This window comes from Comamonas sp. SCN 65-56 (assembly GCF_001724135.1).
Taxonomy (GTDB): Bacteria; Pseudomonadota; Gammaproteobacteria; order Burkholderiales; family Burkholderiaceae_C; genus Comamonas_C.
Genome location: NZ_MEDS01000009.1, coordinates 25,569 through 43,114, shown reverse-complemented (window position 1 = coordinate 43,114; position 17,546 = coordinate 25,569). Strand labels below are relative to the sequence as shown.

Annotated in this window: 15 protein-coding genes and 1 tRNA gene; 12 read left to right on the top strand and 4 right to left on the bottom strand. The window is 66.0% G+C overall.

Features of this window, described 5'->3' with window-relative positions; all coding sequences use genetic code 11:
* Positions 1-10 precede the first annotated feature (10 nt).
* From ABS45_RS06940 to ABS45_RS06915, 6 genes are all read left to right on the top strand, one after another.
* Positions 11-544, top strand: a complete 534-nt coding sequence (locus ABS45_RS06940; RefSeq protein WP_291554415.1) for a DNA-deoxyinosine glycosylase — start codon at positions 11-13, stop codon at positions 542-544.
* Entirely contained in the window at positions 544-1,305 is a 762-nt protein-coding gene (locus tag ABS45_RS06935; RefSeq protein WP_291554414.1) for a spermidine synthase, read from the top strand. Before ABS45_RS06940 ends, ABS45_RS06935 begins: the two co-directional genes overlap by 1 nt.
* A gap of 21 nt (positions 1,306-1,326) precedes the next feature.
* The gene (locus tag ABS45_RS06930; protein WP_291554412.1) at positions 1,327-3,123 is read left to right on the top strand and encodes a type II/IV secretion system protein; all 1,797 of its coding nucleotides are present in this window, start codon (positions 1,327-1,329) and stop codon (positions 3,121-3,123) included.
* 74 nt (positions 3,124-3,197) lie between these two features.
* Entirely contained in the window at positions 3,198-3,686 is a 489-nt protein-coding gene (locus ABS45_RS06925; RefSeq protein ID WP_291554410.1) for a tripartite tricarboxylate transporter TctB family protein, read from the top strand.
* Positions 3,687-3,704: 18 nt separating this feature from the next.
* Positions 3,705-5,216: a tripartite tricarboxylate transporter permease gene (locus ABS45_RS06920; RefSeq protein ID WP_291554408.1), complete on the top strand. Its 1,512-nt coding sequence runs from the start codon at positions 3,705-3,707 to the stop codon at positions 5,214-5,216.
* 53 nt (positions 5,217-5,269) lie between these two features.
* Positions 5,270-6,568 carry a DUF3422 domain-containing protein gene (locus tag ABS45_RS06915; protein ID WP_291554406.1) on the top strand — a complete coding sequence of 433 codons (1,299 nt, stop codon included), beginning with the start codon at positions 5,270-5,272 and terminating at the stop codon, positions 6,566-6,568.
* Between the two features lie 143 nt (positions 6,569-6,711).
* Here the strand turns inward: ABS45_RS06915 and ABS45_RS06910 are convergent, their stop codons facing one another.
* On the bottom strand, positions 6,712-7,611 hold the full coding sequence (locus ABS45_RS06910; protein WP_291554404.1) for a hypothetical protein: 900 nt from the start codon (positions 7,609-7,611) through the stop codon (positions 6,712-6,714).
* A gap of 184 nt (positions 7,612-7,795) precedes the next feature.
* Here ABS45_RS06910 and ABS45_RS06905 point away from each other — a divergent pair, with 184 nt between their 5' ends.
* From ABS45_RS06905 to ABS45_RS06885, 5 genes are all read left to right on the top strand, one after another.
* The gene (locus tag ABS45_RS06905) at positions 7,796-8,695 is read left to right on the top strand and encodes a DMT family transporter (RefSeq protein WP_291554497.1); all 900 of its coding nucleotides are present in this window, start codon (positions 7,796-7,798) and stop codon (positions 8,693-8,695) included.
* Between the two features lie 286 nt (positions 8,696-8,981).
* A complete protein-coding gene (locus ABS45_RS06900; protein ID WP_291554402.1) occupies positions 8,982-9,911 on the top strand; it encodes a branched-chain amino acid ABC transporter permease in 930 nt (309 codons plus the stop codon).
* Positions 9,912-9,923: 12 nt separating this feature from the next.
* Positions 9,924-11,000: an ABC transporter ATP-binding protein gene (locus ABS45_RS06895; protein WP_291554399.1), complete on the top strand. Its 1,077-nt coding sequence runs from the start codon at positions 9,924-9,926 to the stop codon at positions 10,998-11,000.
* A gap of 11 nt (positions 11,001-11,011) precedes the next feature.
* On the top strand, positions 11,012-11,794 hold the full coding sequence (locus ABS45_RS06890) for an ABC transporter ATP-binding protein (RefSeq protein WP_291554397.1): 783 nt from the start codon (positions 11,012-11,014) through the stop codon (positions 11,792-11,794).
* Between the two features lies 1 nt (position 11,795).
* Positions 11,796-12,533, top strand: a complete 738-nt coding sequence (locus ABS45_RS06885) for an ABC transporter ATP-binding protein (RefSeq protein WP_291554396.1) — start codon at positions 11,796-11,798, stop codon at positions 12,531-12,533.
* Between the two features lie 3 nt (positions 12,534-12,536).
* Here the strand turns inward: ABS45_RS06885 and ABS45_RS06880 are convergent, their stop codons facing one another.
* Positions 12,537-12,956 (bottom strand): thioesterase family protein, encoded by a 420-nt coding sequence (locus tag ABS45_RS06880; RefSeq protein ID WP_291554394.1) that lies wholly within the window; start codon positions 12,954-12,956, stop codon positions 12,537-12,539.
* Positions 12,957-13,003: 47 nt separating this feature from the next.
* Here ABS45_RS06880 and ABS45_RS06875 point away from each other — a divergent pair, with 47 nt between their 5' ends.
* Positions 13,004-13,366, top strand: a complete 363-nt coding sequence (locus ABS45_RS06875) for a DMT family protein (RefSeq protein WP_291554392.1) — start codon at positions 13,004-13,006, stop codon at positions 13,364-13,366.
* 34 nt (positions 13,367-13,400) lie between these two features.
* Here the strand turns inward: ABS45_RS06875 and ABS45_RS06870 are convergent.
* Positions 13,401-13,475 (bottom strand) — tRNA-Arg (locus ABS45_RS06870).
* Between the two features lie 132 nt (positions 13,476-13,607).
* A complete protein-coding gene (locus tag ABS45_RS06865) occupies positions 13,608-17,519 on the bottom strand; it encodes a translocation/assembly module TamB domain-containing protein (protein ID WP_291554389.1) in 3,912 nt (1,303 codons plus the stop codon).
* Positions 17,520-17,546: the final 27 nt, after the last annotated feature.

The window sequence follows — 17,546 nt, the reverse complement described above, 5'->3', positions numbered from 1 at the left end:
ACGGCGCTTGATGTCGGCGTCCGAATCCGTCCTTACCGGCCTGCCTCCCTTGGTGAGCCCCCATACGCGCGTGTTGATTCTCGGCAGTTTTCCCGGCGTGGCGTCGCTGCGCGCGCAGCAGTACTACGGCCATCCGCAGAACCAGTTCTGGCGACTGTTGTCGGCGCTTTGGCCGGCGTATCCCCTGCCTGCGGCACACGACTACGCGGCGCGATGCGACTGGGTGCTGGCGCGCGGGTTGGGGATTTGGGACGTGTATGCCGTCTGTGAACGCGAAGGCAGCCTCGATACCAGCATACGCAATGCACGGCTCAACGATTTTGCCGCGCTGCATGCGCGCCTGCCGCGCTTGGCCGGGCTTGCGCACAATGGCGGGGAGAGTTTTGCACGCGCCAGGCAGGTGCGCGCCAGCATGGGGCTGGCGGCGGATGCACCCGTCGCATCGCTGCGCCTGCCTTCAACCAGCCCGGCCAATGCCTCATGGAGTTTTGCGCGCAAGTGCGAAGCCTGGGGCGAGGCCTTTCGACGATGGGATCTGCTCTGATGTCTCCAGCCAAACGCTCGCTGCAGCTGCCCGAGGTGAACATTTCCGACGATGGCGAGCTGCGCTATCTGCACCTGGCCACGCCGTGGGTGCAAGGCGCAATGCGCGTCGACGCTCCGTACGACATCGCGCTCGAATACGTGCAGCGCATGATGGCCTGGCTGCTGTTCGTCGAGCCTGACAGCGTTGCAAAACGCCGCGCGATGCAGCTCGGTCTGGGCGCGGGCGCCATCACCAAGTTCTGCTGGAAGAAGCTGCGCATGCGCACCACGGCAGTGGAGCTCAATCCGCAGGTGGTTCATGTCTGCCGCAGCTGGTTCAAGCTGCCGCCCGACGGACCGCGCATGGCAGTGGTGCAGGGCGATGCCGGTACCGAGATCCGCCAGGTCGGGCATCTGGCAACGATAGACGCACTGGCCGTGGACATGTACGACGACGATGCAGCCGCGCCGGTGCTCGACAGCGTGGACTTCTACCGTGACGCCCGTGCGGTGTTGACGGATGAGGGATGCATGACGGTGAACCTGTTTGGCCGAACGAACCACTATGAGCAAAGCGTCGCGCGCATCGCCGAGGCGTTTGGTCAAGAGGCCGTCTGGGCCTTCAAGCCGACGCGCGAGGGCAACACCATCGTGCTCGCGCAGCGCACGCCCTCGCGGCCCAGGCGGGCACTGCTGCTCGAGCGTGCGGCCGGGATCGAAGAGCGCTGGGGTTTGCCTGCGCGCAAGTGGTTGCGCAGTTTCAAACCCGTCGCCGATTGATTTTTGCGGCACCATAGCGCCATGACATCCGCCTCCGCCGCCCCGCATCCTGCACCTCATCGCGCCAGCGCTCATGGCCCGCTGCAGTGGCGCCAGATCGTCGAATGGCTGCGCGAGGATGGCGTGATCTCCGCCGCGCAAGCCGAGCGCACGATCGAGCGCTGCTCCAGCGCCGAGAGCAGCCAGCACCCGCTGGTGCGCCTGGCCAGCGTCGCCATGGCGCGCGAGAGCGACGGCAAGCGGCTGGGCACCGAGTTGCTGACCGAGACCATCGCGCCGCGCTGCGGCCTGCCGTTTTTGCGCATCGATCCGCTCAAGGTGGACGCGGGGCGTGTGGCCGAGGCCATGAGCGCGAGCTACGCCGAGCGCCACAAGATCCTGCCGGTGCAGGTTTCCAATAGCGAGATCGTCGTTGCCACGGCCGAGCCCTTCATCGCCGATTGGGTCGGTGAAGTAGAGCGCCAGACCAAGCGCAGCGTGCGCCGCGTGCTATCAAACCCGGAGGATATCAAGCGCTATACCGCCGAGTTCTATGCGCTTGCCAAGTCGGTGCGTGCAGCGCAAAAAAGTGGTGGCAATGCCGGCGGCAGCAGTTTCGAGCAGCTCGTCGAGCTGGGGCGCAACAACAAGCAGCTGGACGCCAACGACCAGGGCGTGGTCCGCGTGGTCGACTGGCTCTGGCAGTACGCGTTCGACCAGCGCGCCAGCGACATCCACATGGAGCCGCGGCGCGAGCAGGGCGTGATCCGCTTTCGCATCGACGGCGTGTTGCACACGGTCTACCAGATCCCGATCGGCGTGCTCAACGCGATGGTGGCGCGCATCAAGCTGCTCGGGCGCATGGACGTGGTCGAAAAGCGCCGCCCGCAAGACGGCCGCATCAAGACGCGCAACCCCGGTGGCGAAGAGGTGGAAATGCGCCTCTCCACCTTGCCCACGGCCTTCGGCGAGAAGATGGTGATGCGCATTTTCGATCCGGACAACACCGTCAAGGACCTGGATGCGCTGGGCTTCGCGCCGCACGATGCCGAGCGCTGGCAGCAGCTGGTAGGGCGACCGCATGGCGTGATTCTGGTCACGGGCCCGACGGGATCAGGCAAAACGACGACCTTGTACTCCACGCTCAAGCGCGTGGCGACGGAAGAGGTGAACGTCAGCACCGTCGAAGACCCGATCGAGATGATCGAGGCGAGCTTCAACCAGACGCAGGTGCAACCGCAGATCGACTTCACCTTTGCCGAGGGCCTGCGCGCGCTGATGCGTCAGGACCCGGACATCATCATGGTGGGCGAAATCCGCGACCTGGAAACCGCCGAGATGGCGATCCAGGCGGCGCTCACCGGCCACCTGGTGTTCAGCACACTGCACACCAACGACGCGCCCAGCGCGATCACGCGTCTGATGGAGCTCGGTGTGCCGTATTACCTGATCAACGCCACGTTGCTGGGTGTGCTGGCGCAGCGCCTGGTGCGCACACTGTGCGTCAATTGCCGACGGCGTGACCGCGAAGCCGACCCGGCGGAAATTGCCGAGCTCATCAAGCCCTGGAAGCTCAGCGGCGGCTATCGCGCCTACCGCCCGGTGGGCTGCGTGGAGTGCCGCATGACGGGTTTTCGCGGGCGCATGGGCATCTATGAGCTGCTCACCGTGACCGAAGGCCTGCGCGAGAAAATTTCGCAAAGCCCGTCAATCGACGCGCTGCGCCGCCAGGCGGTGAGCGACGGCATGCGCCAGTTGCGCCTGGCAGGCGCCCTGCGCGCAGCGGAAGGCGTGACGACGGTGGACGAGGTGGTGGCCACCACGCCGCCGCTGGAATGAATTCTGCTTGTCCTTTGTGCCTGTGTGCCGCAGCCTGAGCGCCGCGCCACCCCGGGCACCAGAAGGAGACATCGGTGAAGATCAAGAACGAGAAGGATTTTTTCGCGGGCCTGTTGTTCCTGGCGCTGGGCACGGCCTTTTCCTGGGGCGCGACGATGTACCCGCTGGGCACGGCCGCGACCATGGGCCCGGGGTATTTCCCGTTGCTGGTGGGCATCCTGATGGCGGTGCTCGGCGTGCTCATCCTGTTCAAGGCCCTGGTGATAGAGACTGAGGGCGGTGGGCGCTTCGGTGCCTGGGCTTGGAAGCCGGTCATCTTCGTGCTGGGTGGCAATCTGGTGTTCGGCCTGTTGCTGGCGGGTTTTCCTGCGCTGCATGTACCGGCCCTGGGCATGGTGGTGGCGATTTACGGGCTGACGGTGGTGTCGAGCATGGCGGGCGATGAATTCAGCCTGAGGCAATCGCTGCTGCTGGCTACCGTGCTGGCGCTCGGCTGCTATCTGGTCTTTGTGCTGGCACTGGGCATGCCGCTGCCGATGTGGCCCGGCTTTCTCTCTGCCTGAGCCGGCACGAGGCGCACGATGGATGTATTTGGCCACCTCGCCACCGGGTTTGCGATTGCGCTCACCTGGCAGAATCTGGCGTATTGCTTCGCTGGCTGCTTTCTCGGTACGCTGATCGGCGTGCTGCCCGGCATCGGGCCGCTGGCGACCATCGCCATGCTGCTGCCCATCACCTACGCGTTGCCACCGGTGGCAGCGCTCATCATGCTGGCTGGCATCTACTATGGCGCGCAATATGGCGGTTCCACCACGGCCATCCTCGTGAACCTGCCGGGCGAGGTGTCGTCGGTGGTGACGACGATCGATGGCTACCAGATGGCCCGCCGCGGCCGCGCCGGGCCGGCGCTGGCATCGGCGGCCATCGGCTCCTTCATCGCTGGCTGCGTGGGCACGGTGATGCTGGCGGCGTTCGCGCCGCCACTGACCGAGGTGGCATTCAAGTTCGGCCCGGCCGAATATTTTTCGCTGCTGGTGCTGGGCATGATCGGCGCGGTGGTGCTGGCCTCGGGTTCGCTGCTCAAGGCGATCGGCATGGTGGTGATCGGCCTGATGCTGGGCCTGGTCGGCACCGACGTGAATTCAGGCACGGTGCGTTTTGCCTTCGGCATTCCAGAGCTTTTTGACGGGGTGGACTTCGTGCCGATTGCGATGGGCATCTTCGGCTATGGCGAGATCATCGCCAACCTCTCGCGCCCGCCCGAGCACCGCGAGGTCTTTGCCACCAAGGTCAACGGCCTCATGCCCACGCGCGAGGACTTTCGCCGCATGCTGCCGGCCATGCTGCGCGGCACCTCGCTGGGCTGCGTGCTCGGCGTACTGCCGGGCGGCGGCGCGGTGCTGTCCTCGTTTGCCGCCTATTCGATCGAGAAAAAAACCCGGTTGCGCGAAGGCGAGCTGCCCTTTGGCCAGGGCAACATCCGTGGCGTGGCGGCGCCCGAGTCGGCCAACAACGCGGGCGCGCAGGCATCGTTCATTCCCATGCTGACGCTGGGCATCCCGCCCAACCCGGTGATGGCGCTGATGATCGGTGCGATGACCATCCACAACGTCCAGCCCGGGCCGCAGGTGATGACGAGCAACCCGGAGCTGTTCTGGGGGCTGGTGGCTTCGATGTGGCTTGGCAACCTGATGCTGGTCGTCCTGAATCTGCCGCTGGTGGGGATCTGGATCAAGCTGCTCACCGTACCCTACCGCTGGTTGTTCCCCTCCATCGTGCTGTTCTGTGCGCTGGGGGCCTATACCAACAGCAACAACGTTTTCGACGTCTGGACGCTGGCGCTGTTTGGTCTGATCGGCTATCTGTTCTACAAGCTGGAGCTGGAGGCACCGCCGCTGCTGCTGGGCCTGATCCTGGGGCCGATGATGGAAGAGAACCTGCGCCGCGCGCTGCTGATCTCGCGCGGCGATTGGGGCGTGCTGGTGACGCGGCCGATCTCCGCCAGTCTGCTGGCGGCCGCAGCGATCATGGTGCTGGCGGTGATGGTGCCGGCCATAGGCAAGAAGCGCAAGCAGGCGTTCATCGAAGATTGATGGTCGGGAGCGGTTGGCAGAGGCCTGACAATCGCCGGCTTGCGAGGATGTTCATGCCAGCACCATCACTGCCCAGCCCACACCCTCAGCGCACTGCGCTGCACAACGAGATCCATGCCCGCCCGCCGGAGGCGCTGACGCCGCCGCTGGCGATTTCGCACGTCGTCATGTGGGCCGACGCGGCGCAGCGTGAGGCGAGCCGCGAACACCTTGCGGCGCTGCTGCGCGACAACCACCTGGCGCCACCGGATGCGCGCATGACGCATCTGCGCGCTGATCTGGGAACGTTCCATCTGCGTTGGGAACTGCACACCGAGTTCATCAGCTGGACATTTTCCGCCCCGCTGCAGGCCGATGGCTTTGGCCACCAGGAGCCAGCGGATGCGCTGGCGGCCGTGCCGCGGGAGTGGCTCGCAGCGTTGCCGGGCCAGTGCCTGTGCCGGCTCAATCTCTGGGTGCTGCCGATGGGCGCGCTGCCCGACAGCGCGCTACTGGCGCATGTGCTGCGTGAGGACACCCTGGTGGCCTCCTCGATCGCCGAGGGGCATGCGCAGGTTTTCACCGATTTTGCGCTGCAGGCCGACGGCAGCTCGCGCATGGTGCTGCTGGCGGGCGCGATGTCGCCGCGGCGCGTGGGGCGATCGGTGCAGCGGCTGCTGGAGATCGAAACCTACCGCATGACGGCGCTCATGGGCCTGCCCGTGGCGCGTCAGGCCGGGGAAGCGCTGGCGCAGGCAGAGCGGGAGCTGGCGGCGTTGGCAGAAGCCATACGCGTGGCCGAACGCGATGCCGAGCCGCAGCTGCTCGATCGCCTCACGCGCCTGGCGGGGCAGGTGGAAAGCCTCTATGCCGCCACGCACGCGCGGTTTTCGGCCAGCAGCGCTTACTTCGAGCTGGTGGACCGACGCATCCGCGACATCGGCGAAGCGCGGCTGCGCAATCTGCAGACCATTGGCGAATTCATGGACCGGCGCCTGAGCCCGGCGCGCAGTACCTGCGAATGGGCGGTGCGCCGCCAGAACGCGCTCTCGGAGCGCGTTTCACGCGTCAGCAACTTGTTGCGTACCCGGGTGGAAATTGCGCAGGAGCAGGGCACGCAGCAGCTCCTGGCCAGCATGAACCAGCGCCAGGACATGCAGTTGCGCCTGCAGTCGACGGTCGAGGGCTTGTCGGTAGCGGCCATCACCTATTACGTCGTTGGACTGGTGAGCTATCTGGCCAAGGGCGCGCAGAAGCTCGGCTGGCCGTGGTCGCCGGAATCGACGGCAGCGGTGGCGATTCCCGTGGTGGCGCTGGGCGTCTGGTGGTCGCTGCGGCGCATGCACCGCAGACTGTTCACAGGCATGCACTGAACATGGGCCGAAACGCCTGTCAATCCAGTATTGAAAGCGCCGAGTGGTCAATTGATTGCCAAGAAACACGGAGATCCGTGTTCTCGCAAGACTGATTCCGTGGGCGTTCAGGCCCGTCGCATGTGCATGATGACAGCGGGTGCTCAGACTTGCTCCGTTCCCGTGACCGGGTCGTAGCGCCGACCGTCGATATCTACCAGCAGACCGTTGTCGTAAGTGGCGAGCTTGTAATTGTCGGCACCTTTGCCGTCCAGGCCGATGAATCGCGGATTGGAGCCGGCGCTGTGGTCGCGCTCCACGATGCCGTTGGGTGTCCACTGGTGGGTCATCAGCCAAGAGGGATCGCTGTTGCGCTCCAAGGTGCCGTCCATCTGCATCTTGTACAGCGTTGGATCCATTGAAAAGCCTTCCGCCGCGCGCAAGGCGGCGGGATTCTTGCGGTAGTAGTCGGCGACGTCCGTAGGCAGCTTGGAGAGATCTGTGCGAATGACGGTGGAGCCATCGGTGGGGAACTTGGACAGTTGGCCGTTGCGTATGGCTTCGTAATCCTGCGCGTACTGCGGGTTGTTCTTGAAGAAAACGTAGCGCTTGAAGGCGTCCTGGTCGCCACCTTGCATCGCCAGGCTAATGAAACGCAGGTAGTCCGGTGCTTGGTAGCCGGGTGCGAGTGGCGCCTTGCCCAGCCCCTTTTCCCATTCGCGAAACTCCTCCAAGTTGTCAAACGGTGGTTTGGCGTCTGAGCTAGGCGCCTGTGCGGTGGTGTCCGTGGTGGTTGTGGTGCCCTGCGTTGCCGTCGATCGGTCCAGATCCACGGTCGAGAGAGTGACCGAGGCGCCGGCGTTGGCAGGGGTGCTGGTGCTAGTGGGGGTGCTGACGCTGGTCGCGTTGCCTGAGACGGCCTGCAGTGCGTCGTGCAGTTCTTGCAGAAAGCTCAGCGCATAGGTATTGGCGGCCTGTACGGTGCGCTGCGCTGCCTGGTTGGCAGTGGAGGCGTTGACGCCAAGCGATTGCAGCAGCGAGGTAGTTTTGGAGACATCCAACATGACGCGACACTCTCTTTCGACGGGGAGGCGGCCACACCCGTCTCCGGGTGCAATACTGCAGCGTTTGCCGAGTTCGGATGGCTTGAAAAGGGTGCTGTTTCCATGTCAGTTTTTTGTCATGAGTGTCGCGTTGCGAACTGCGGCAGCGGTTGGTGGCACGGTGAAACTTGCTGACACGGTGGGCATGGGCGCGGCCAATCCCACCGTGGGTCTGGTGCTTGCGGCGCTCGGTGCGGTCGCGTTCAGCGGCAAGGCGGTGATCGTCAAGCTCGCGTACCGCTATGGCGTGGATGCGGTCACGCTGCTGATGTACCGCATGCTGTTCGCGCTACCCATCTTTCTCGTGATGGCCTGGTGGGCCGGCCGCGGGCAGTCGGGCCTGTCGGGGCGTGACTGGCGCGGCATCGTGGCGCTGGGGGTCTGTGGTTACTACCTCGCCAGTTTTCTGGATTTCGCCGGCCTGGCTTGGATCACCGCCGGGCTGGAGCGCCTGATCCTGTATCTCAACCCGACGCTGGTGGTGCTGCTGGGCTGGCTGCTGTATGGCCAGCGCATGCAGCGCAGGCAGGTCGCGGCCATGCTGCTGAGCTACTGCGGTGTGGCTCTGGTCTTTGGCATGGAGGCCTGGGGCCAGCGCAGCGGCAACACCGCCTGGGGCGTGCTGCTGGTGTTTGGCAGCGCGGCGAGCTATGCGTTCTATCTGGTCTGGAGCGGCGAGATGGTGCGCCGTGTCGGCGCGTTGCGGCTGGTGGGGCTTGCCACCAGCGTGGCCTGTGTCTGCTGCGTGCTGCAGTTTCTGCTGATGCGTCCGCTTTCGGCGGCGCTGGTGGCGCCCGAGGTGATCTGGCTCTCGGTGCTCAACGCCACCGCTTGCACCGCGGTGCCGGTGCTGTTGGTGATGCTGGCGATCGAGCGCATCGGCGCGGCGCTGACGGCGCAGACCGGCATGATCGGGCCGCTCTCCACCATCGTGCTCGCCGCCTGGCTGCTGGGCGAGACCATCACCGCCTGGATGGTGGCCGGGACGGTGCTGGTGCTGGCGGGCATCTATCTGTTCACGCGTGCGGGGCGCCGTGGCGCATGAAGGAAGCTGCCGCGCGGCCCTGACGCCCAAGGGAAAACCCGGGCACATGCCTACCGGATCGGCGGTTTTCCCGTGACAAAATCGCGCACCGGCTCGCCAGGCCCTTGCGCTTGGCGGGCGATTTTTCAAATGCGTGTTCAGGCGTGACACCGGCCGACGCCCACAAGGCGACGCCAGCGGTGCCACGGCACGGTCTGCCAGTGCCTTCTTGCCCCGCCTTCGGGTGAGCAATTGCGCCTCAGGCTGCGGCATGCCGCCGACGCGCCTACAGGGAAGGACGGCATCTATGGATATCCTGCTGCAGCAGATCATCAACGGTCTGGTCCTGGGCAGCATGTACGCCCTGATCGCGCTGGGCTACACCATGGTCTACGGCATCATCCAGCTGATCAATTTTGCGCACGGTGAGGTGTTGATGGTCGGCGCGCTCACCAGCTGGTCCATCGTCGGCTGGATGCAGCAGAGCATGCCCGGCCTGCCGGGCTGGGCGATGCTGCTGATCTCGATGGTGATTGCCTGCATCGTCGCGGCGGTGCTCAATTTCTGCATAGAGAAAATCGCCTACAAGCGCTTGCGCAACAGTCCGCGCCTGGCGCCGTTGATCACCGCGATCGGCATGTCGCTGTTCCTGCAGACCGTGGCGATGGTGATCTGGAAACCCACCTACAAGCCCTATCCCACCTTGCTGCCTATCGATCCTTACGAGATCGGCGGCGCGGTGATTACGCCGACGCAGATTCTGATCCTGGCGATCACCGTGATGTCGCTGGCCGCAATGGTCTATCTCGTCGGCCACACCAAGCTGGGCCGGGCGATGCGTGCGACAGCCGAGAGCCCGAACGTGGCGGCGCTGATGGGCGTCAAGCCCGATTTCGTGATCTCCGCCACCTTCGTGATCGGCGCCATTCTGGCGGCGATTGCCGGGGTGATGTGGGCGGCCAATTACGGCACGGCGTTTCATACCATGGGGTTTTTGCCGGGGCTGAAGGCTTTCACCGCGGCGGTGTTTGGCGGCATCGGCAATCTGGCGGGTGCGGTCGTCGGCGGCGTGCTGCTGGGGCTGATCGAGGCCATAGGTTCGGGCTACATCGGCGATCTGACGGGCGGCGTCCTGGGCAGCCAGTACACCGACATCTTTGCCTTCTTCGTGCTCATCATCATCCTCACGCTGCGCCCCTCGGGCCTGCTGGGCGAGCGCGTCGCGGACCGCGCCTGACGGGAGCCACGCATGAACAAGAACCTGACCAAATACATTGCCTGGGCGGTAGGCCTCATCCTGCTGCCGCTGGTGCTGCAGCAGTTCGGCAACGCCTGGGTGCGCATCGCCGATCTGACCATTCTCTACATCATGCTGGCGCTGGGGCTGAACATCGTGGTCGGCTATGCCGGTCTGCTGGACCTGGGCTATGTGGCCTTCTACGCCGTGGGCGCCTTCGGCTATGCGCTGCTCGCGTCGCCGCACCTGACCGACAACTTCCCCGCGATTGCCGCGATGTTCCCGCATGGCCTGCATATTTCCGTCTGGCTGGCCATGCCGCTGGCTTTGCTGCTGGCGGCGGTCACCGGGGTGATTCTGGGCATTCCGGTGCTCAAGCTGCGTGGCGACTACCTGGCCATCGTCACGCTGGGCTTCGGCGAGATCATCCGCATCTTCATGAACAACCTGGACCAGCCGCTGAACATCACCAACGGCCCCAAGGGCATTGCCGGCGTCGATCCCATCCACATGTTCGGCTTCAACTTTGCCAAGTCGCATGAAATTTTCGGCATCACCTTCCAGTCGGTCACGATGTACTACTACCTGTTCATCGTGCTGATGCTGCTGACCATCCTGATTTGCTACCGGCTGCAGGATTCGCGTATCGGCCGTGCCTGGATGGCGATTCGCGAAGACGAAGTGGCCGCCAAGGCCATGGGCATCAACACGCGCAACATGAAGCTGCTGGCGTTTGGCATGGGCGCCTCGTTTGGCGGCGTCTGCGGCGTGATGTTCGGCGCCTTCCAGGGCTTCGTCTCGCCTGAATCGTTCAGCCTGATGGAGTCCATCATGATAGTCTCCATGGTGGTGCTCGGCGGGCTGGGACATATCCCCGGCGTGATTGTGGGTGCCATTTTGCTGGCTGCGTTGCCCGAGGTGCTGCGCTACGTTGCCGGCCCCTTGCAGGAGCTGACCGGCGGGCGGCTCGATGCCGCCATCCTGCGCCAGCTCTTGATCGCGTCGGCCATGATCGTCGTGATGCTGCTGCGCCCGCGCGGCCTGTGGCCCTCGCCGGAGCACGGCAAATCGCTGGCGCACAAATCCTGAGAGGCACGCACATGACGGAAACATCCAGCGATGTGGTGCTGCGGGTGAGCGGCATTTCCAAGCGCTTTGGCGGCTTGCAGGCACTCTCTGGCGTAGGCATCACCATCCGCAAGGGCCAGATCTATGGCCTGATAGGCCCCAACGGTGCGGGCAAGACCACCTTTTTCAACGTGTTGACCGGCCTGTACACACCCGATACCGGCAGTTTCGAGCTCGGCGGCAAGCCCTATGCGCCCCATGCGGTGCATCTGGTGGCCAAGGCCGGGATTGCGCGCACCTTCCAGAACATCCGCCTGTTCGCCGAAATGACGGCGCTCGAGAACGTCATGGTGGGTCGCCATGTGCGTACCCATTCGGGCCTGTTTGGTGCGGTGTTTCGCAGTGGTGGCTTTCGCCGTGAAGAGGCGCAGATCGCGGCGCGTGCACGCGAACTGCTCGACTATGTGGGTCTGGCCGACTATGCCGATTTCAAGGCGCGCACGCTTTCCTATGGCGACCAGCGGCGCCTGGAAATTGCCCGTGCTCTGGCGACTGACCCGCAGCTCGTGGCGCTCGATGAGCCCGCGGCGGGCATGAATGCGACCGAAAAAGTGGCCCTGCGCGAGCTGATCGACCGCATTCGCAAGGATGGCAGCACGATCTTGCTGATCGAGCATGACGTGAAACTCGTCATGGGCCTGTGCAACCGCGTGACGGTGCTCGATTACGGCAAGCAGATCGCCGAAGGCACGCCGGCCGAGGTGCAGAAGGACCCCAAGGTGATCGAAGCCTATCTGGGCACGGGAGGCCACTGACATGGCGGATAACGAAAAGGCGGTGCTGCTGCGCGTCAAGGGTCTGAAGGTGGCCTATGGCGGTATCCAGGCGGTCAAGGGCATCGACATGCAGGTGCGCGAGGGCGAACTGGTCTCGCTCATCGGCTCCAACGGCGCGGGCAAGACCACGACGATGAAGGCCATCACCGGCATGCTCGGCGCCAACGATGGCGACATCGAATACTTGGGCCGCTCCATCAAGGGCCGCGGCCCCTGGGATCTGGTCAAGGAAGGCCTGGTGATGGTGCCCGAGGGGCGCGGCGTGTTCGCGCGCATGAGCATCACGGAAAACCTGCTGATGGGTGCCTACACGCGCAACGATGCGGCCGGCATCGCCGAGGATGTGGAAAAAGTCTTTGGCATCTTTCCGCGCCTGCGCGAGCGCAAGGGCCAGCTGGCCGGCACCATGAGCGGCGGCGAGCAGCAGATGCTGGCCATGGGCCGCGCGCTGATGGCGCGGCCCAAGGTGCTGCTGCTCGATGAACCGTCGATGGGGCTGTCGCCCATCCTGGTGGACACCATTTTCGAGGTCGTGCGCAATGTCTATGCGCTGGGCGTGACCATCGTGTTGGTGGAACAAAACGCCAGCCGCGCGCTGGCCATTGCCGATCGCGGCTACGTGATGGAGTCCGGCCTGCTCACGATGGAGGGCAGCGGCAAGCAGTTGCTGGAAGACCCGCGCGTGCGCGCTGCCTACCTGGGCGAAGAAGCCGCCTGAGCCTCAGTCAAAAATCCGGCGCAGCCGCTCGGGCAGCGCCATGGAGCGCTGCTTGGGGAAATCCAGCCAGACCATGGTGGCGCCGCCGGTGGCGCACAGCACATCGGGTGCATTCGCGTGTGCCATCGTCACCCAGGTGTCGAACGAGGAGCGCCCCGGGTGGCTCACGTAGGTGCGCACCAGGATGTCGGCGGGGTATTCAAACTGGCGGATGAAATTGCAGAAGGCGTTCACGATGACAATACCCTCGCCCTGCGGATTGGGCGCGATGCCGAGCGAGACAATCCATTCGATGCGCGCCGTCTCCATATAGCGGAAATACACCGTGTTGTTCATGTGGCCCATCGCATCCATGTCGCCCCAGCGCATGGGGATGGTCATGGAGTGCACGAGTTTCTTTTCTTGCGGGATATCGATTTTCATGGCTTGATTCTGCCGTGTAATCCGTCTCTCGCCCTTGCCTTGCTTGCATGAACTGGCTCACGACGCTTCCGATCCCGCTGCAGACCATTTTGCTGCTGATTGCCAGCAACGTCTTCATGACGTTTGCCTGGTACGCGCACTTGAAGAATCTGAGTGCGTCACCGTGGTGGGTGGCAGCCTTGGTGAGCTGGGGCATCGCGCTGTTCGAATACCTGCTGCAAGTGCCGGCCAACCGCATTGGTCATGCCGAGTTCAGCGTGGCACAGCTCAAAATCATGCAGGAAGTGATCACTCTCTCGGTATTCGTACCGTTCGCCGTGTTCTACCTGAACGAGCCGTTGAAGTGGGATTACCTCTGGGCCGGGCTGTGCCTGATGGGCGCGGTGTACTTCATGTTCCGCGGGGCGTGATGCACAGGCCAGCCGTGCAGTCTTTGCCATGCGCTGGCGCCCCCGGCAGGAATCGAACCTGCATCTAGCGCTTAGGAGGCGCTCGTTCTATCCATTGAACTACGGCGGCATCAAGGACGCCCATGCAAGGAGATCCTGGAGCGGGCGATTGTATCGACACGGGAGGGTCAAAAGGAATTTTTGCCCTTGTTTTCATAGCTGACCGCGGTTGTTCAGCATGGGCAAAGGCGGTTTTTCTTTCTCAATCGTAGCGAATGGTGTAGATCAAATCGAGCGCGCTTTGGGCGCCGGTTTGTCCGCGCAGCGTGAGCCGTCTGGAGAGGTCCAGGAAGATGGACAGGGTGCCCACGGCGCCGGCCAGGCTGTGCTCGTAGGTCACATACAGATCGCGCGACAGCCGCTTGCCGAGCGTGAGTGCGGCGCCGCTGGCGGGGTTGTCGGCATCGGCTGCGCTGGGGCCGCGAAAGCCGATCTCGTCCAGCCCGAGCCGCTGGGCGACGCTGCTGCCGGGGTCGCGCCCGCCGCTGAGCAGGGCGAGCGCCGCCTGCTGCATCAGTGCCGCGTCGGCCCCGCCGGCCGCGGCGCTGCGCCCCAGCACCAGCCAGGAGAGTTTTTCTGCATCCGGCATGTCGGGGTCTGAATACAGGCGCAGGCGCGGTGCCTGGGCCGAGCCGCTGACTTGCACGCCCACGCGCTGGCTGATTTGCGGCCGCAGCGCGAGGATGTCCAGCTGCGGGTTGTCCATGGCACCGGAAAAGCGCAGCAGCCCGGTGTCGACATCCAGCATCTGGCCCCAGGCGCGGTAGCGGCCCTGTTCGGTGCGGATTTCGCCGAGCACGCGCGGCATGGAGCCATCGGCGCCGCTGCTGGTGAGCGTGACGCTGCCCTTGAGGCGGGTGGTCAGGCCGTGGCCCTGGATGGCGAAGTCGTCGCCCATATCCAGCGTGAGATGGATGCTGGGTGCTCGCGCGGGCTGTACCCGTGATTCGGGTTGCGCCCTGGCGCCTGCGCCTGAGCCGGGGCGCACCACCACGACGTCGTCGCCCAGCTTGGGCGCGCTGCCCTCGGGCAGCAGGATGCTGGCGCGGTCCGTCTTGAGCTGGCCGGTGAGCGCGAGCCGACCCTCCTGCAGCTGCGCGCGCACCTGGCCGGAAACGCTCAGTTGCCGGTCGACGCGCACCAGCGCCTGCAGGGCGTGGGCCTGGGCCGTCACGTCCATCTGCACCGCATCGCCCTGCCAGGTGATCTGGCCGCTGGCATGGAGGCTGCCACCGTCCTTGGGCGCGCTGGTGCGATTGCCGCTAGGCCCTGCGATGCGCGCGCCGCTGCTGCTGCCACCGGCGAGCTTCAGCTCGGTGAGGGTGAGGCGGTCGCCGTCGAGACGGGCGCGCAGGCGGCCGTCCTTCAGATCCACGCCATCGAGCACGGAGCGCAGCGCCAGGCCATCGGCGCTGATCTCGCCGCGCAACTGCGGTGCGTTGAGCCGGCCTGCCAGCTGCACGTCGGCCGCCAGGCTGCCGTGCAGGCGCCAGCCGGGCGGCGCCATCAGCGACCAGACGCCTACGTCTGGCAGCGCCGCATGCAGCTGGCCGGCCAGCAGGGCGCCCGCGTCCAGGCGCCAGTGCCCTGGCGGGCCTTGCAGTAGCGGGGCTGTGGCCTGCAGGCTCAGCCGGCCCGCGCGCTGGCTGTTCCAGGTGAGCTGCGCCGCAAGCTCCGCGCCGTGCGCCTTCAGCGTGAGCTCGGCCTGCTGCAGGCCGGCCGCCGTGTCCTGGCCGTCGATCAGCAGGTGCAGGTCGCCGCTGCTGCGCGCCAGCGTCATCCGCGCCTGCAACGTTGGGCCGACGGCCACGTCCCAGGAGCCGCCCAGCACCAGATCGCCGCGGATGCCCAGGCGATCGAGCAGCGGTGGCTGGGCGGTGTCGGCGGCATTGGCCCAGGCGAGCGGGAGGCCTTGCACGCTGCCCTGGCTGCGCAGTTGCAGGCTGCCGTCGTGGGGGATGGCAAGCTGCGTGGCCTGCCAGGCCAGGCGTGCGTTGCCCGGTTGCGGGCCGCTGAGACTGGCCTCGCTGGCGCTGGCCTGAAGGTGCAGGCCGGCTTCGGTGGCAAGGTCCAGCGTCAGTGGTGCCAGCAGTTGCAGATGCCACGGGCCGGCTTGGCCGGCCATGCTGGCGTCCAGCGCCAGTGCGTTGATCTGCGCCTGCCAGCGCTGCGCACCACGCAGGCCGAGCGCGGCGCGCAGGTGGATGCTGGCGCCCAGGCGCTGCGCTTGCGCGCCCTGGCTGGCGCTGCCGTCGAGGCTGAAGGTGGCTTGCGCCAGCGTGCCGTGCAGCCGCGCTTGCACGCCCGACAGAGCCAGGGCTGGGCCCTGCGCCGGCTGGTAGCCGAGCCGTGGCACGCTTAGGCGGGCCTGCAGCGCCAGTGCATCGGGCCCAGCCTTGCCCTTGCCCTGGATCTGCTGCAGCGCGGTGAGCCAACCGCCTTGCCAGTGCGCCTGCAGCTGTGCCTTGCCGTCGATCTGCGCCTGCGTGAGCGCGCTTGGCAGGGCCTGTGGCAGCGGCAGGGCGGACAGCCAGCGCTGCAAGGCCTGCGCGTCCGACACCGTGAGGTCCATGTCACCCTGCCCGCTGCGCTCGGCCAGCGTTCCATTGCCGCTGAGCGCGGCGCCCGGCAGGCTGGCGTTGAATTGCCCGCTACCCGAGCGCGTGCCGAGGTTGAGCGTTACGCCCTTGCCCTGCAGCCGTGCGTGCTGCGCGCTCAGGTCGAGCCGGCGCAGGTGCAGTGCCTGGTCCTGCCATTGCCCGTCCACGGCCAGGCGGTCCAGGTGCAGCGTCTTGGGTGATTGCGCAGGCGCTGCGCTGAGCCGGGCCTGGAGTTGCAGCGTGCCGCCCAGCTGGCCGCTCACCTGAGCCGTGCCATCGACCGGTGCCGCATCCAGCAGCGAATGCAGCCGCGCCGGGCTGAGTGCGTGCAGCGCCAGTTGCGCTGCCAGCGTCCGGGTGGTGCGGCCGTACCGCGCGTCGTTCAGACGCAGCACGCCAGCGCCGAAATGCAGGCTGGCCTTGGGCAGCGTCAGCACCGCGCCGTCGTAGCGGGCGCTGGCCTGCAGTGCGGAGACGGGCAGGCGATGCGCATCCCAGGGCCCTGGAGATTTATTGGTCAAATTGGCCTCCAGCGCCCATCCAGTATGCGCTGACAGCTCCTGAGGTTGTAGTGAAAATTCACCCCCCAGGTGGGTTGCCGGCGCTTGCGGCCACAGCGCGGCCAGATCCAGTGCCTCAAGCACCGCATGGGCCTGTTGCAATGGCTGACTTGCCCAGGGGTGCACCACGGCCTGGGCATCGAGGTGCGGGGGGCTGCCTGCTCCTCCTTGCCCCGTTTCCCCTTGCATCTGCGCAGAGAGCGCCAGCTGCGCCGCTGCACCCGCCAGCGTTCCGCTGATCTGTGCCTGGACCTGCGCCGACAGCGGACCATCGCTGCCTGCCACGGGGGTTTGCAGCGTGCCCTGCAGCGATGCCGCAAGCGCCATCGGCGCCACGCCCTGCAGGGTAGCGTGCAGGGCGTAGCGGCCTTGGGCGAGGGCGATGCTTTGCACCTGCAGGCGGTGCGCGTTGCCGTCCCAGTCGTATCGCCCACGCAGGTCCGTGATCACCACCGGGGCCTGGCCTTGCGCCGCCCAGGTGATGGTGTCGGCGGCAAACGGCAGGTGGATGGTGAGTGGCAGCACCAGGCTGTCCAGCGGGTCGGCGGGTGTGGGGTCGGGCGTGCCCTGCGGGTGCAGGGTGATCCTGGCGGCGTGCAGCTCGGTCAGCACCAGGCGCCGCTGCAGCAAGGGCGCCAGTTGCCACGCCACGCGCGCATCGTGCAGCTGCACGGCCATGCGTGGGCTGCTGAACTGCAGGCGGCCTATGCGTCCGCCGGCGCGCACGCTGCCGCTCACGTCCTCGGCCTGCAATTGCATGTCGGCCGGCAGATAGGGCGCGGCCATGCGCAGTGCCGCGGCGAGCGAGCCCTCGCTGCCCGCCCAGCCCCAGAGCCCGGCCGCGAGCGTGACGATGAGGATCAGCAGCGCCAGCAGCAGACGCGCCAGCATGTCGGCGCGCGCGCCCGGGCGGGCGGGTGCGGTGCGGGGCGAGGGCGTTTCAGGGCTGGACATGGGCCAATGCTGCGGCGGTGGCAGGTG